The sequence below is a fragment of the Gemmiger formicilis genome (assembly GCF_016900095.1).
Taxonomy (GTDB): Bacteria; Bacillota; Clostridia; order Oscillospirales; family Ruminococcaceae; genus Gemmiger; species Gemmiger formicilis_A.
Map to the genome: position 1 here is coordinate 41784 of NZ_JACJJP010000014.1, position 15903 is coordinate 57686.

A 15903-nucleotide genomic window follows, 5' to 3' on the forward strand; every position below is an offset into this window, starting at 1 on the left:
GGATGCTGCCGGAAGGTGGCGTCCGGAAATAAGGAGTTGATCTTTTGCAGCATAAGCCACGTCTGAGCGGCATTATCATTACCGCCGTCCTCCTGGTGCTGGTTCTGGTTATGGCAACGACCTATACGTCCATGTCCGGTTCCTCCACCAGCACGATGAAGCTGTCCGAGGTAATGGATTACTTTGCCGCCAATCAGGTAACCTATTTCAATCTGGATCTGAATACCGGCGTGATCGAGCTGAGCCTGAAAGAAGGCGAGCACGCCCTGCCCGAACAGACGGAAAGCCAGAAGCAGGCTACCGGACTGCTGGCGGAATTGTCCGGCAGTGAGGAATATGGTCCGCAGAACGGCGGTGTGATGTCCATCACCTACAAGCTGCCCTATACGGCGTATTTTCTGGAATATGTTCAGGGGTATATCGATGCCTACAACGAAGCCAATCCGGACGCCCCCATGGTGTACGACATGGTGGAAATCAAAACCAGCATTCCCTGGTTTGAGATTCTGCTCTATGCGTTCATGATCGGCAGCGTGGTTCTGCTCTTCATGTCCATGTACCGTGGCGGAGCCGGCGGCGGCAGTATCATGAATGTGGGCCGTGCCAAGGTCAAGGATCAGCAGGAGGGACAACGAAAAGCCACCTTTGCCGATGTGGCCGGCGCAGACGAGGAAAAGGCGGAACTTCAGGAAGTGGTTGAGTTCCTGAAGGCCCCCAACAAGTTCAATTCCCTGGGCGCGCGCATTCCCCACGGCGTGTTGCTGGTGGGCCCTCCGGGTACCGGTAAAACCCTGTTGGCCCGTGCCTGTGCAGGCGAAGCGGGTGTGCCGTTCTATGCCATTTCCGGTTCCGATTTTGTGGAAATGTATGTGGGTGTCGGCGCTTCCCGTGTTCGCGACCTGTTTGAAAAGGCCAAAAAGACGATGCCCTCCATCATCTTTATCGATGAAATCGATGCCGTCGGTCGCCAGCGCGGCGCCGGTCTGGGCGGCGGCCACGATGAACGCGAACAGACCCTGAACCAGCTGCTGGTGGAGATGGACGGCTTTGACGCTAACGACGGTGTCATTGTCATGGCCGCCACCAACCGTGCAGACATTCTGGACAAAGCGTTGCTGCGTCCCGGCCGTTTTGACCGTCAGGTCTATGTGGGCCTGCCGGACGTCAAGGGCCGCGAGGAAATCCTGCGCGTTCATACCAAGAATAAGCCTTTGGCCCCGGATGTCAGCCTGAAGACCATTGCCAAATCCACCGCCGGTTTCTCCGGTGCCGATCTGGAAAATCTGGTCAACGAGGCGGCCCTGCTGGCAGCGCGCAAAGGCAAAAAGGCCATCACCGAGCCGGAAATCGAGGAAGCTTCCATCAAGGTGGTGGCCGGCCCCGAAAAGAAGAGCCGTGTTGTGACCGATAAAGAAAAGCGGCTTACCGCTTACCATGAGACCGGCCATGCCATCACCGGCTATTTCTGCAAGACCCATGACCCGGTGCATCAGATCAGCATCATTCCCCGCGGTATGGCGGGCGGCTACACCATGTACCTGCCGGAGAAGGATCCCAGCTACGTGACCAAGACGGCCATGAGCGAAAGCATTGTGAGCCTGCTGGGTGGTCGCGTGGCGGAACAGCTGGTGCTGGAGGATATTTCCACCGGCGCTTCCAATGACCTGCAGCGTGCCACCGATACGGCACGGGCCATGGTCACCCGGTACGGCTTCTCCGAACGGTTGGGCCCTGTGGTTTACGGCACGGATCCCAGCGAGACCTTCCTCGGCCGTGATCTGGGAATGGGCAAAGGATACAGTGAAAACATTGCTGCGGAGATCGACAACGAGATTCGTGACATTGTGGATGAAGGTTATGAGACGGCACGCCGTATCCTGACCGAGCATATGGCTGAACTGCACAAGGTGGCCGCTGTTCTGATGGAACGCGAGAAGATCAGCGGGGAAGAGTTCAAGACCCTGATGGAAGGCGGCCAGCTGCCTCCCTTTGATTTGGGCAAAACCGATTCCACGCCCGCGCAGGGCAACGCCGCTGCGCCGCAGGCTGCGGAACCTGCTGCGCAGACGCAGACGCCGGACGCTCCCGAAGCGCCCCAAGAATGACAAGGTAAGGTGGATTGAATCATGGATCAGAATTTTTCTCTTATGGCACAGTCCCGCGCCAACTACTATACGGCGGGAAGCCCTGTTCAGTTCGTTCGGGTGGAGCTGCTCAAAGGAGATGTTACCGGGGAAGTGGCGGTCTGCCTGACCTTCAAAAACGTAGGCACCGAACCGCTGACCGGCCTTGTGGTTCACTTCAAGTGTAAGGACGCCGCCGGCCAGATTCTGTGCGAAGACGACTTCTATTATGAAGATCTGAACGCCCAGCCCGGCGATTTGTTCGGCAGTGATGATGCGGTGTTCGTGAGCGATACGCCGGTCTCCAGCGTGGAGACGGAGCAGGACCGCGCCTTCCTGAACGGGCGTGGTGTGAACCTGCGCGAATACAAGCGGGTTCGCTTGCCGCAGCCCCGGGTGTTGCCCGGTTCCATTGCCAAGATTTTGCAGCAGCGCACCGGAAACCCGCAGCTGACCTGTGTACCGCAGGATACGGAGTATGGCTGGTTCTGTGCATGCGGGGCTTTCCATCCCAACGAGGAAGCGGCCCAGGTGTGCAGCGAGTGCGGCGGTGACCGCGCTTACATTAAGGCAAGCTTGACCTCCATTCTGGAGGAGGCACGCCAGGCGGCGGAGCGCCAGCAGCAGGAGCTGAATGCTGTGGCCAATGCAGCTGCGCCCGCACCGCGGAATACGGCGGCTGCCACGGCTGCCGCCGCCCAAGCAGCTATTGCCAGCGAAGAAGATGATGTGGTGGATGAACCCACCGCACAGTTCAATCCTTCTGCGGATGCCACCAATGCGGAGATGGCCCGGGTTCGTCAGTACGCACCCAACGGCCGTCTTTTTGAGGATGACGCCGAAGATGAGGAAGGCACCCGCATGTTCGACACCGATGAGGACGAGGACGAATATGATGATGAGCCTTCCGTTCGCCGGCGCGGCCGTTATGCGGATGATGACGAAGAATCTGAAGACGACGTCATGGCCGAGCGGATCATCCGGTGGGCGCCGCCCATCACTGCGGTGGTCTGCGCCCTGATTGTGGCTGTATCGCTGATTTATTATTTCGTGATTGCCTGATTTTCGCAACTGAGCATGAAGCCTCCGACCCTTTCCGGGCCGGGGGCTTTTTGTATGCCGGCAAAATCTTTACATCTGAAGAGGCCAAAACCTCTTGCCATGTTGCTGTATTAGTCGTATACTACAGGTAGAGAAAAAAGGAGGTGGAAGACGGTGGTCAGCTTTCAGGGAATCCACTTTCATGAAAGGTCGCCGGTATACCAGCAGATTGCGGAATATCTGAAGCGGCAGATCATGCTGGGCGTGGTGGAAGATGGGGAACAGATGCCCAGCCGCCGGGAACTGGCAGCCCAGACGGGCATTAACCCCAATACGGCCCAAAAGGCCTACCGCTTGATGACCGAAGAAGGCTACGTGCAAAACCAGGGCAACAATCTGAGTCAGGTCCACCTGACTCCCGAACTGCGGGACTGGATTGAGGATGAGCTCAGCCGGGGACTGGTACAGCAGTTCGTGACCGATGCCAAGGAAAATCATCTGTCGTATCGCAAGGTCATCACTCTGATCAGTGATATGTGGGGCGAAGAATAAGCGCCTATATTTTTTATCATGAGTGTACTATCATAATAATACACGAAAGAAGAGGTTCTTATGAAAAGCTTACTGCGATACACCGCCTGGAACTGGAACATGGGGCGCGTTTCTGCGGGGGTTCTGCTGGGGTTCGGCGCAGCGGTGGAATGTGTACTGCTGTTTGCCGCAGCGGCCTCCATCAACCAGGCGGCCATGGAGTACAACGGAATTGTGGAGGCCTCCGGAACATTGTGGGTCGCATGGCTGGTCTATCTGATGCTGCCCATCAGTGCGCAATGGCCGCAGGAAGCCGCGGGACAAAAATCCCGTGTCTCCTATACAATTCTGACCATGCCCATGCCGCGCTGGCAGATTCTGGTTGCCCGTACCCTGTCCACCGCTCTTTGGGTGGCTGTGGGCTTTGCTGTGCAGAGTTTGTTGCTGGTTCTTATGTATGGCCCGATCACTGCATTGCAATCCACCGTGGCCAACGGATTCTTTTCCTTTGAGGTAACGGCGCAGGGACGCTTTTGGTGGGCGCTGGCCGATTGCGGACTGTTTCGCCTGATCTTGCCGGCGAATGGCGCGGGGAGCATTCTGGTTCTGCTTTTGATTTTGGTTCCCGCCTTGATGAGTGCTGCGGCATGCTCCCACCATGGGCGACGCCGGGTGGCTGCGGAGGTCGTTGCCCTGGCAGTACAGATGACTTTGTCTGCTTTGGCGTATCAGCTGGTGGTGGGGTACATTACCGGAACGCAGGTTTTGGATATGATCCTGAAAAACCGGGCAGCGACGTTCGTATCATTGGGGCTGGCCGGGCTTGTGGTCATGTCGGTGGTATGGAGCGTTGCTGCTCTCTACCGTTCCGAGATGACGGCGTAAAGGAGGACTCTCTGATGGGACACAAAAAATCGCATCGCCCCTACGGATGGTGCCTTGGCGCCTTGGCTGTGACAATCGCCGTTTTTGCGGCGGGTCAGCTTTTTCTGTGCGTGGCTTATCCCCGCAACGCTGTGGGGTTCCGCCTGGAGGAGGGGGATGCAGCCAACCTGCAAGGCTTTACTTTACAGGGGCTTTGGCGCCAGAGCGAGACCGCCATGCTGTCCTTCACCTTGAAAGACGGCGAACTGTCGACGAAACCCAGACTGAGCAATTCCGAGTCCGATACAACATGGATGATGGCCCGGTGCAATCTTTGTGTGCCGGAAGAAGATTGGCAGGAAGTGGATGCGGCGGCCGAGGGCAGTTATGTCAGCGGTGCATACGGCGCATACTTTCTGAAAACTTCCTATGAAGGCATGCAGTACAATGCCCAGGTAACCCACCTGGAAGCCATGTATACCCTGACAGCCGCCGACGGCACGGATCGTTCCATTCGTTTCAGTCTTGGCGAACTGGAAACCGCTGAACCGGTTACCGTCACTGCGGAATTGTACGGTGAAAAGGGAAACCAGGAGTCGTACGGATATTTTGTTTCAGCGGGCGCGGTGCAGGATATTGACGCAGATATCCGGGATGTACAGGTGCTCAGTTCCACGGACCAGGTGGCTTTGTACATCCAGGGTGGTAACGGGGAATCCGGTGGAATTTACTGTGTACGGAAATTCTGTACCTCGGACGAAATCCGGAAACAAGTACCGGAAGTGACCGTGCATGGAGTATCGGTTCCTTCTCAGACGGAACCTTACGGATCTATAGAAGAGGTTTGCCCCTTTGAAGAAGGGGAAGAAATGGTTGTCTGTGACAACCAGGAAAACACCCGGCTCCGGACCGGGCGCTGGATGTTGACACAAACACAGGACGGAACTCTTTTTCTGCGTTTGTTGGACGAAGAATGGCGGCCGATGAACCGCATCGAATTGGACACGAAATTGACAGCGGGACAAACCGTCACAGCGTTGCCTGCCATGCGTTCCGACGAAATTGTCTTTACCGTGGCTGATGAGACCGGTGCAGGCAAGACAGTCCTGCTTCGGATGCAGGACGAGAACATCGGGATGCAGGAAGAATTGGCCCTGGTACCCGAATCCCCACCGATTACCGCCGGGTTCAGTGAGGACGGCAGCCGCATCATGACGGTACAGGAAACAAAGAAAGAGCTGACTGGAACAGTGCCGGGTTCGGTGCAGGAACATTATCTTTCTTCGCAGTCTCTGACGGAAGAACTGCAGTGCTCCGCCATGGCTGTGACCGGCTGGCAGATTCAGGTGTATTCGTCGCAGAACAGTGCAACGCCCGTTCTGACCGCCAGCCTGGAATACGGCCTGCCGCAAAGATGGAGAGAAGAAGTGTGGATGAACGGCATCTACGATTCCGAAAGAACGATTTATCTTTTCAGGGTAATCCCGGCCTGGCAAACAGAGGAGGCACCGGCATGAAAATGATTGGAAAAATGATAGGGTGGCACTGGCGCCTTGTGTGGGTTCCCTTTGGGCTGCTATGCGGTGTGTATGGTGTGCAGCAAGCGGTTCTTGTACTGTTGTCCGCCTCCAGCAAGGATTTGTTCGGCAACGGGCTGACGGAGCTGTTTTTGCGCTGCGGGCAGATGCCCTTGTTCTTTGTGGCGATGTTTCTGGTTGCTGTGATTGCGGCAGCCGCCGCCCGTTCTTCCGGGCGCGCCCATAGTCTGTATACCGTTTATACATTGCCGCATTCCCGCAGAAATCTCCCGGTTGTGCAGTTTTTGCTGTGTCTGCTCCTTTTGCTGTTGTTTGGTGCATGGCAGCTCATTCTGTATGCGGTTCTGTACCTGCCGGTGACCATGGTTTCCGCCGGCGTTACCGCCGAGATGGTGTCGGTTGCCTTGCCGCAGGGAAGCCTGCTTGCCGAATTCAACGCCAACCCGCTGATGCAGCTGTTGCTCCCCGTCAGCCCCAAAGGCTGGGGAGGCCTGATTGCTTTCCTGGGGGTTCTTTCCCTGGAATCGGCCTGCATGGCGTGCTGCCATGGTATCCGGCGCGTGTTTGTTTCCCTGGCGGCGCTGGTGGGGGCCGGTACTGCATCCAGCACTTTGTATCTGTGGTATCACCTTGTCGTATATGCCATAAAGAGTCCGGGAGAATGGCTGCTGCTGGCATTTTTGGCGGGGACGGCTGCCTTGTCGGCGATCCTCACACTGTTCAATGCTTGGTGGTCCGTCAAGCGAACCGAAGCTCTATGAAAGCGGGGAGATTGACATGAAGCATAGCAAAAGAAATCCGGGCCTGGGGCTGCTTGCCCTGAGCATTGTAGCCGTTCTGATGTTCGTACTGGGGACGGTGGGACGACTGTGGGGGCTGCAGGATCTGCGGGCAACCATACAGGATGAAACCGGCGATTCCCGGTTTCTGGAGCCCTTTTCCTTCACAGCCTATACCTTGTTTCAGGCAGAAAATGCAGTGGCGGAGTGCACCTTGAAAGAGGGACAATTGACCGGCAAGACACAGGCAGAAACCGCGATGCTTCCCAGTGATGCACAACTGCCCGATGATTTTCGGGCTACCAATCTGATTGCCGTCGCACCCGAAGAACGGGATACGGTCAATGCGTCTGTGGACTTCAACGGGGACACCGCTTTCGCAAAAGCCCGGAAGCTTTGGGTCATGCGGGAACTGGAACTGCCGGATGGAACCTATCTGCGTTTCCACCTTGCGGATTATCAGTGCGACACGGGCGCGACCGTACTGGCTTATCCCGGAGGCAGAAGCGGGTTAGACTGGGAGCTTGTAAGCAACGAATATCCGGAAGAGTTTTCTGCGTGGATCCATATGCCCACCGCGGAATGGAATGAAAAATGGTATATCGGCATCGGATCGGACAGCACCCACTACCCTTGTGGAATCTGGCGCGTGGAAAAGAGCCTGACCGAGGAAGAAATTGAGGCACTGCCGACGGATGGAACGGTACAATATGGTGACAATACACTGCCCGTTGTGTGTGAAACCACGGAATACGGGGACATCCAGCTGTTCTACCAGCCGCAGAATCTGAGCAATATCCTGGAATGCGTTCCGGTCGGACAGTTTTTGGGCGTTGTGTATCTGGACACCGATCAAAGCATTCTGTTTGATCTGGTGGACGAAAACGCAAAGTGCATACAGACGGTCACATTGCTGGAACAGGCGGGGGAAGACCCCATCACAAACTGTACCAAAACACAGAAGGCGGATCAGGTCTGCTTTTCGCTGGGAAAAACCACAGAGGGGGAAAGATGGATTGCCCTTCTGCGTGCAGATGAGCAGGGAAACCTGGAAACCATCCTTCTGCCGGGAGATCTCCTGCAAGACGGCAATCGGTTGGCGGGAAGTACCCTGACCCAGCTCAGTGAGGATGGCCAGAGCATTCTGTTTGTGAATCAGGAACAAGCCCAGGTGCAGGTACAGCACTTTGAGTGGGATGGTCAGGAAAAATGCTATTCCCTGGGATACCGGATGACCGTATACGACCTGGCGCAGAAAGAAGTTTTATACAGTGGTATGCTGGATACAGGCGTGGAGAAGTATTGGGGACGATATCTGGGGAACAGCAACATCGGGTTTGGTCTGGCAGGGGAATTGTTGACCGTCAACCGTGACTGCTATACGATTTTCTCCCAGAAACCACAGGAGGGTTGATCGATGATCGAGGTAAAGAATCTGGAAAAGACCTGGCGGCGTGGGCGTTCCCGCGTGGGCCTTCACCCCACCAGTTTTACGGTGCCAGACGGACAGATTGTGGGCATTCTGGGGGACAACGGCGCCGGGAAAACAACACTGCTGCGCTCTATGGCCGGACTGCTGCACCCGAATGCGGGGGCTGCTTTGTTTGACGGAAAACCTGCCGTAAAGCAGTATGAGCGCATCAGCTATATCACGGGGGAGGGCAGCTACTATCCCAACCTGACGGTGGGGGAGTACGGCGCCTTCCTGGAAGATCTGCATCCTGCCTTTGATCCCAAGCGTTACTATGAATTCCTTCAATTTTTCCAACTTCCCGCCGATGTGCGGATCACACGTCTGTCCACCGGCCAGAAAGCGCGGGTGGAACTGGCGGCCGGCTTTGCCAAGCGGGTGGATTACTACCTGATGGACGAGCCGTTTCTGGGCAAGGATGTATTTACCCGCAAGGATTTCATCAAATTGATGAGTGCGGTGCTTCATGGACAGGAGACAATCCTGATCACCACCCACTATCTGGATGATATCGAGCATTTCCTGGACCGGGCCATTGTACTCCACCAGGGAAAAATCGCAGACGACTTCATGATGGAGGAACTGCAGCAACAGGGCCAGACGCTGGTGGACCGCATGGCCAAAACCTGCGGCTGGGACCCTCAGAGATATCTGCAATTCGGCGAAGAGGAGGGCTGATTATGGATTCGGATAACGGCAAAAGACTGACCCCAAGCGAACAGGCATTATGGGATACCCTGTGTGATAACCGCGGCAAGGCGGTACCGCGCGGCCAACTTTTGGCCGTTGTCGGATACCCGGCGGGGATCAACACCCGCACGCTGGATGTCCATATCCAGCATCTGCGGCGGAAAATGGGGCAGGAAGCCCGCATCGAAACGGTGTTCCGGATTGGGTACCGTCTGGCGGTGTAAGAAGCAGCCAACGAAAAACAGACCGTGGAAGACGTATCCACGGTCTGTTTTTTACGGTTGGTTCAGTGCGTCAAACCGGCGCACGATTTCCGGATCGCTCAATTTGATGACCTGTCCGGAAAGACGGTGCAGGCTGTTGGTTTCGGGAATTCGGCCGAAGGTCAGCCGCTGGGCGCACAGCGCCTGTGTTTTGAAGCCGGTCCGCTCGTTCATCGAACGGTTGCCGTACTTGATGTCCCCCAGAACGGGATGCCCCAGAAAAGCCAGATGAGCACGGATCTGGTGGGTGCGCCCGGTCAGCAGTCCGATGCGGCAGAGGGTGAAGGGTCCGTTACGCCGGATGGGCGTCACCTCGGTGATAATCTGCTTGTACCCTTCGGATTCATGGACATGCACCCGGACTTTGTTGCCTTTTTCGCTGTGCTGCAGCCAGGCAATATGCCGCCCGGCGGGCGGCGTACCGATGGTGATGGTCAGATACTCCTTTTTCAGCCAGTCTTCCCGGATGATCTCGTTCATATCCCGCAGGGCCGTGTAGCTTTTGGCTGCGATGACAAGACCTTCGGTGCCACGGTCCAGCCGGTTGCACAGGGCCGGGGCAAACCGATTTTCGGCTTTGGGATCGTATTTGCCTTCTTCGATCAGGCGAGCGGTGAAAGCATCCACCAGATTGGGGTCTCCGGTGCGGTCACTGTGGCACAGCAGATGGGCGGGCTTGTATAAAACCGCAATGTCCTCATCCTCGTATACCACCGTCACAGGGGGCTGGCGGCGGGGTGGCTTCTTTACGCTGGTCACCGGCACAGCGGGGAAGAATTCGTCATTGATATATAGCTCAATCACATCGCCGGTTTGCAGCCGGGTATCCGGCTCACCCCGTTTGCCGTTGACCTTGATCCGCTTGTTGCGGAAACTCTTGTACATCATGCTCCGGGGCATGCCGGACGTGACCGCTTCCACAAATCGGCTCAGCCGTACTCCGTTTTCGTTTTCTCCCGCCGTAAACCTTTTCATCCTTGTTACACTCCACTTTGCAAAACAGTATTTATAGTATATAATAGAAAAAGTCAAACGTAAAGGATGTGCACCCATATGGCACGGGGCAAAAAGGAAAAACCGATTCACGCCAACCACCGTTCCCGCATGCAGGAACGGGTGCGCCGGGAGGGCCTTTCCGGCCTGGCTGCCCATGAAGTGCTGGAATATCTGCTGTATTTTTCCATTCCGCGCAAGGACACCAACGAACTGGCCCACCGATTGATCCAGCATTTCGGCAGCTTCTGCAACGTGTTGGATGCCAGTGAGGAAGAGTTGTGCAAGGTGGAAGGAATCGGCCCGGCCAGTGCGCGACTGATTGCCGGGATCCGCAAGTTTGACCAGTATTATCTTTTGCAGCAGCGCCAGGGACATGCCCGCCCCCTGAACAGTGAAGAAGCCCGCATTGAATATGTAAAACCTCTGTTTTACAGCGAACACAATGAAATCTGTTATCTGATTGCCATGAATGATCAGTATATGCCTTTGCGGGATATCCGGGTATCGGAAGGTGTGCCCAACCATGTGGGCATCAACACCCGCAAGATGGCACGGGAGGCAGTTGCCAGCGGGTGCACCTGTGCATTTCTGGCACACAACCATCCCACCGGTCTGGCGGTGCCATCCAGTGCCGATGTGTATGCCACCCGTCTGGCGGCAGGGGCCTTGCAGCCGCTGGGCATTCATCTGGTAGATCACATCATTGTGGCGCCGGTGGATGCGGGAAGCATGATGAAGCAGTTTCAGGCTCTGCCTGATTCCATGGGCCAGACTGCCTTGGCCAGTGAGCCGGGCGGCGGGGCTGAACCCGAAAAGTAAACCGAAGCAAAAAGCGCCGCCCCCGGATAGGGGGCGGCGCTGTATTGAGTCAGTCAGGATTGCGGAATCAGAACACCGTAACCGCCATCGGCACGGCGATACACAACCTGGATTTCACCCGAATCGGCACTGCGGTACAGGAAGAAGGTGTGCCCCAGAAGTTCCATCTGCATGATGGCTTCTTCGGTGGTGCAGGGCTTGACGGCAAAGTGCTTTTCACGCACAATGGTCAGCGGTTCTTCCGGTTCGTTGACGGGGGCTTCCTGCGCGACGGCTGCGGTCAGCTTGTCGCCCAGACGTTTGCGGTGCTTGACCACGCGGCGCACCAGAAGATCTACGGCATCACTCAGGGCGTCCTCCATCCGGTCAGAGGCCTTTTCAGCACGCATGGTCAGCGTGCCGCTGCGCAGGGTCAGTTCAACCGTCTGCCGGCTTTTCTCTACCGTTACCGTAACCTGCGCCTGTGCTTCTTCCGGGAAAAACTTGTCCAGCTTGGACAGCTTTTTTTCCGCCAGTTCAATGAAGCTGGGTTTCAGCGTTACGCGACGACCGGTACATGTGACTTTCATAGGACAACCTCCTTATTTGGCACCGGAAAAACGGTGCCCGGTCTTGGCAGCCGCGGTGGGGTTATGTACCAAACTGCGGTTACCGTAACTTTATTATAGCAACCTTTTCACAAAAAGTAAAATGTTTTGCATGAATTGAAGAAAATTTTTGTAAAAAGTTCACACACGGCGCGCCGCGCGGAAAGGACAGACGGATGAACCAATACGACGTGCTTCAAAAATATTTCGGCCACGACAGCTTCCGCCCCGGGCAGGAAACGCTGGTCAATGCCATTCTCACAGGGCACGATGTCCTGGGCGTCATGCCTACCGGTGCCGGAAAATCGGTCTGCTACCAGGTTCCCGCCATGCTTTTGCCGGGGCTGACGCTGGTGATTTCGCCGTTGATCTCCCTGATGCAGGACCAGGTGGCTGCCCTGCGTCAGAGCGGTATCGAGGCCGCCTGCATCCATTCGGGTATGGAGGAGCAGGAATATTGGAATATTGTACAAGGGGCACGTCTGGGACAATACAAGCTGCTGTATGTGGCACCGGAACGTCTGGAAACAGACGGATTTCTCTCCCTGGTCAGCGGGATACGGGTGTCGCTGGTAGCGGTGGACGAAGCCCACTGCGTGTCTCAGTGGGGGCAGGACTTCCGCCCCAGCTATCTGCGCATTGCCTCTTTCCTGGAAAAATTGTCGCCCCGTCCGCCGGTGGGGGCCTTTACCGCCACCGCCACGGGACAGGTCAAACAGGACATTGCCCGGCTGTTGGAATTGCGGGATCCTGTATCCATCACAACGGGTTTTGACCGGCCCAATTTGTATTTTGCGGTGGAACGGCCGCGTGATAAGGACCGTTTTGTGGAAGACTATATTCTGGACCATCCTGACAAAAGCGGCATTGTGTACTGTGCCACCCGCAAAACGGTGGAGCTGGTATGTAACCAACTGCGCAGAGCCAAAATAGCAGCCACACGGTATCATGCCGGTCTGGAGGCGGAAGAACGCCGCAAAAATCAGGAAGACTTCGTCTATGACCGGAGGCGTGTCATGGTGGCCACCAACGCCTTCGGCATGGGGATTGATAAATCCAACGTGGGATTCGTCATCCATTACAACATGCCGAAAAACATTGAAAACTACTACCAGGAAGCCGGTCGTGCGGGGCGGGACGGCAGCAGTGCCGAGTGTATCCTGCTGTACTCACTGGGGGATGTGCAGACAGCCCGTTTTCTGATTCAGAACAGCCATGACAATGAGGAATTGTCCGAAGAACAGGCCGTACAGATTCAACGCCTGGATTTGCAGCGTCTGGACCGGATGGTTGCCTACTGCAAAACCACCCGCTGCCTGCGTGGCTTTCTGCTGGAATATTTCGGCCAGCGGCAGACGGGTAACTGTGGCAACTGCAGCAACTGCCGCGGCGATTTCGTGCAGACCGATATCACCACCGAGGCGCAGAAAATCCTGTCCGGGGTGGCTCGCATCGAAAAGCGCTGGCCGGGCGGACTGGGCGTGGTGGCATTGGTCCAGATGCTGCGGGGCAGCAAGGACAAAAACACCCTGAAGCGGGGACTGGATACGCTGCCTACCTACGGCATCATGCAGCACACGTCTCCCGCCCGCATGCGGCTGTATCTGGACGCCCTGGAAGAGCAGGGATATATCATCAATACCCAGGGAGAATATCCGGTGGTGCGCCTGGCGGCAGACGCGAAAGAGGTTTTGTTCAACGGAAAAACGGTGACCATGACCGAGCGCAAGGCAGCGGAAAAATCGAACAAGACATCGAAAACCAAGGAAGTCGGTGTACAGGCCGATCTGCCACAGGACTTGTATGAGCGCCTGCGTGCGGTGCGCAGCGAACTGGCCCAGAAACAGCATGTGCCGGCGTATATCATCCTTTCCAATGCCTCCTTGGCAGAGATGGCCTCCAAACGTCCCCGAACTACGGGAGACCTGATGCGGATTTCCGGTGTGGGTGAGGCCCGCGCCCATCGTTACGGGCAAAAATTCTTACAGGCCATCGCCGAATATATGGCACAACATCCGCAGGGATGACACCGGTCCGGTTTTTGCAAAAAAGGCTTTACGCCGTGACCAAACCATGCTATAATCAGACAGGAATACAACTTAATGTTGTGAATTAGAACGTGATCGGAAAAATGGGGGAATGGGTGTGAACGAAGAGAAAACCACCGAACTGCAGGGCGTCTTTCATCTGAAAGCACCTTTCTCGCCGACGGGCGACCAGCCGCAGGCCATTGACGCCCTGGTGAAGGGGATCGAGGCCGGCGACAAAGGCCAGACATTGCTGGGCGTAACCGGTTCCGGCAAAACCTTCACCATGGCCAATATCATTGCCCGATGCAACCGGCCCACCCTGATTCTGGAGCCGAACAAGACCCTGGCTTCCCAGATCTGCACCGAGATGCGCAGTTTCTTTCCGGATGATGCCGTGGAGTATTTTGTTTCCTACTACGACTATTACCAGCCGGAAGCCTATATTCCTTCCACCGATACCTATATTGAAAAGGACAGCGCCATCAACGATGAGATTGACCGGTTGCGCCATTCGGCCACCGCAGCCCTTTCGGAACAGCGCAACGTCATCATTGTGGCCAGTGTTTCCTGCATCTACTCCTTGGGTGACCCCATCGATTACCGAAGCATGGTCATCAGCCTGCGTCCCGGTATGCAGATGGAGCGGGATGAACTCTGCCGCCGGTTGGTCAAGCTGCAGTACGAGCGCAACGACATGAATTTCATCCGCAACAAATTCCGGGTGCGGGGAGACATCGTGGACATTCACCTGGCCTACAACGATGAGTTTGCCATCCGGGTGGAGTTTTTCGGGGATGAAATCGATCGTATCAGCGAGTTTGACCCGCTGACGGGGGAACGGCGCAACATTGTGCGCCATGTGGCCATCTTCCCGGCCAGCCACTATATTGTGGGACCGGAAAAGATGAAGGAAGGGCTTACCAAAATCAACGAGGAGATGGAACGGCAGGTCAAGTTCTTCACCGAGGAAGGCAAGCTCATCGAAGCCCAGCGGATTGCCCAGCGCACCAAGTACGATATGGAAATGCTGCAGGAAGTGGGCATGTGCAAAGGCATTGAGAACTACTCGGCGGTCTTGTCCGGGCGTGCCCCCGGGTCCACGCCCACCACACTGCTGGATTACTTCCCTAAGGATTTCCTTTTGATGGTGGACGAAAGTCACGTCATGCTGCCCCAGATCCGGGGTATGTTCGGCGGTGACTACAGCCGGAAAAAGACGCTGGTGGAATACGGGTTCCGCCTGCCGTCTGCCTTCGACAACCGTCCGCTGAAATTCGAAGAGTTTGAATCCAAAGTCGGTCAGACCATCTTTGTCAGCGCCACCCCCGGTAGCTATGAGCGGGAGCATTCCTCCCGGGTGGCGGAGCAGGTCATCCGGCCCACCGGTTTGCTGGATCCGCTGATCAGCGTGCGCCCGGTGGAAGGGCAGATTGAAGATCTTCTGGGTGAGATCCGTCTGCGCATCGACCGCGGCGAGCGCGCCCTGGTCACCACCCTGACCGTCAAGATGGCTGAGGACCTGACCGATTTTTTGGAAGAGCACGGTGTCAAGACCAAGTATATGCACCACGAGGTGGACACCTTTGAGCGCATGGAGATCATCAAGGATCTGCGCACCGGCGCTATTGACGTGATTGTGGGCATTAACCTGTTGCGCGAAGGATTGGACCTGCCGGAAGTGTCCCTCATCGCCATTCTGGATGCGGATAAGGAAGGGTTCCTGCGCAGCGAGACCAGCCTGATTCAGACCATCGGCCGTGCCGCCCGAAACGCCAACGGTGTGGTGCTGATGTATGCCGATGAGGTGACCCCCAGCATGGAGCGCGCCATCACCGAGACGGAACGCCGCCGTGCCATTCAGGATGCCTACAACAAGGAACACGGCATCACTCCCAAAACCATCGTCAAGGCCATTGGCGGTGGGCTGGAAATCAGTATGTCCGAAGAGAACAAGAAGATGCGCCGCAACCGGATGAGCCGCGCCGAGCGGGAACAGACCATTGCCCGCCTGACCAAGGAGATGAAGGAAGCCGCCCGGCTGCTGCAATTCGAGCATGCTGCCTTCCTGCGTGACGAGATCGAACGGCTGCAGCGGGGCGAGGATCCCACCAACAAAGAAGAAGCGCCTCACCGCACGGCGGGAAAGGCCAGAAAAGGCAGGAGGAAATAAA

General features: G+C 56.4%; 14 protein-coding genes. 12 read left to right on the top strand and 2 right to left on the bottom strand.

Translation table 11 applies throughout. The annotated features are described in order from the left end of the window. Nucleotides 1-110: 110 nt before the first annotated feature. The 9 genes from ftsH to H6B15_RS08345 all read left to right on the top strand — a co-directional run bounded on the left by ftsH (nucleotide 111) and on the right by H6B15_RS08345 (nucleotide 9261). Nucleotides 111-2105, top strand: coding sequence for an ATP-dependent zinc metalloprotease FtsH (gene ftsH / locus H6B15_RS08305; protein WP_243424339.1), 1995 nt, complete (start codon nucleotides 111-113; stop codon nucleotides 2103-2105). Between the two features lie 21 nt (nucleotides 2106-2126). After that, the gene (locus H6B15_RS08310) at nucleotides 2127-3185 is read left to right on the top strand and encodes a hypothetical protein (RefSeq protein ID WP_204647533.1); all 1059 of its coding nucleotides are present in this window, start codon (nucleotides 2127-2129) and stop codon (nucleotides 3183-3185) included. 153 nt (nucleotides 3186-3338) lie between these two features. Next, the gene (locus H6B15_RS08315; RefSeq protein ID WP_345941960.1) at nucleotides 3339-3716 is read left to right on the top strand and encodes a GntR family transcriptional regulator; all 378 of its coding nucleotides are present in this window, start codon (nucleotides 3339-3341) and stop codon (nucleotides 3714-3716) included. A gap of 60 nt (nucleotides 3717-3776) precedes the next feature. Next, a complete protein-coding gene (locus H6B15_RS08320; protein WP_204647534.1) occupies nucleotides 3777-4580 on the top strand; it encodes a hypothetical protein in 804 nt (267 codons plus the stop codon). Next, complete coding sequence (locus H6B15_RS08325) at nucleotides 4538-6076, top strand: hypothetical protein (protein ID WP_204647535.1); 1539 nt, start codon at nucleotides 4538-4540, stop codon at nucleotides 6074-6076. The genes H6B15_RS08320 and H6B15_RS08325 overlap by 43 nt, the downstream gene beginning before the upstream one ends. After that, nucleotides 5989-6858, top strand: coding sequence for a hypothetical protein (locus H6B15_RS08330; protein ID WP_204647536.1), 870 nt, complete (start codon nucleotides 5989-5991; stop codon nucleotides 6856-6858). The genes H6B15_RS08325 and H6B15_RS08330 overlap by 88 nt, the downstream gene beginning before the upstream one ends. Nucleotides 6859-6874: 16 nt before the next feature. Beyond that, nucleotides 6875-8290, top strand: a complete 1416-nt coding sequence (locus tag H6B15_RS08335) for a hypothetical protein (protein WP_204647537.1) — start codon at nucleotides 6875-6877, stop codon at nucleotides 8288-8290. A 3-nt stretch (nucleotides 8291-8293) separates the two neighbouring features. Continuing rightward, a complete protein-coding gene (locus tag H6B15_RS08340) occupies nucleotides 8294-9025 on the top strand; it encodes an ABC transporter ATP-binding protein (protein WP_204647538.1) in 732 nt (243 codons plus the stop codon). A 2-nt stretch (nucleotides 9026-9027) separates the two neighbouring features. Then, nucleotides 9028-9261 (top strand): winged helix-turn-helix domain-containing protein, encoded by a 234-nt coding sequence (locus tag H6B15_RS08345; protein WP_204647539.1) that lies wholly within the window; start codon nucleotides 9028-9030, stop codon nucleotides 9259-9261. 51 nt (nucleotides 9262-9312) lie between these two features. Here H6B15_RS08345 and H6B15_RS08350 read toward each other — a convergent pair whose 3' ends face one another. Further along, a complete protein-coding gene (locus tag H6B15_RS08350) occupies nucleotides 9313-10275 on the bottom strand; it encodes a pseudouridine synthase (protein WP_204647540.1) in 963 nt (320 codons plus the stop codon). A 78-nt stretch (nucleotides 10276-10353) separates the two neighbouring features. Here H6B15_RS08350 and H6B15_RS08355 point away from each other — a divergent pair, with 78 nt between their 5' ends. Continuing rightward, entirely contained in the window at nucleotides 10354-11115 is a 762-nt protein-coding gene (locus H6B15_RS08355; RefSeq protein WP_204647541.1) for a JAB domain-containing protein, read from the top strand. A 53-nt stretch (nucleotides 11116-11168) separates the two neighbouring features. Here H6B15_RS08355 and hpf read toward each other — a convergent pair whose 3' ends face one another. Continuing rightward, the gene (gene hpf, locus H6B15_RS08360; protein WP_204647542.1) at nucleotides 11169-11684 is read right to left on the bottom strand and encodes a ribosome hibernation-promoting factor, HPF/YfiA family; all 516 of its coding nucleotides are present in this window, start codon (nucleotides 11682-11684) and stop codon (nucleotides 11169-11171) included. A 194-nt stretch (nucleotides 11685-11878) separates the two neighbouring features. On the opposite strand from hpf, the gene recQ reads away from it, so the two are divergent. Both recQ and uvrB read left to right on the top strand, forming a co-directional pair. After that, on the top strand, nucleotides 11879-13729 hold the full coding sequence (gene recQ / locus H6B15_RS08365) for a DNA helicase RecQ (protein WP_204647543.1): 1851 nt from the start codon (nucleotides 11879-11881) through the stop codon (nucleotides 13727-13729). Between the two features lie 118 nt (nucleotides 13730-13847). After that, a complete protein-coding gene (gene uvrB / locus H6B15_RS08370; RefSeq protein WP_345941961.1) occupies nucleotides 13848-15902 on the top strand; it encodes an excinuclease ABC subunit UvrB in 2055 nt (684 codons plus the stop codon). Nucleotide 15903: the final 1 nt, after the last annotated feature.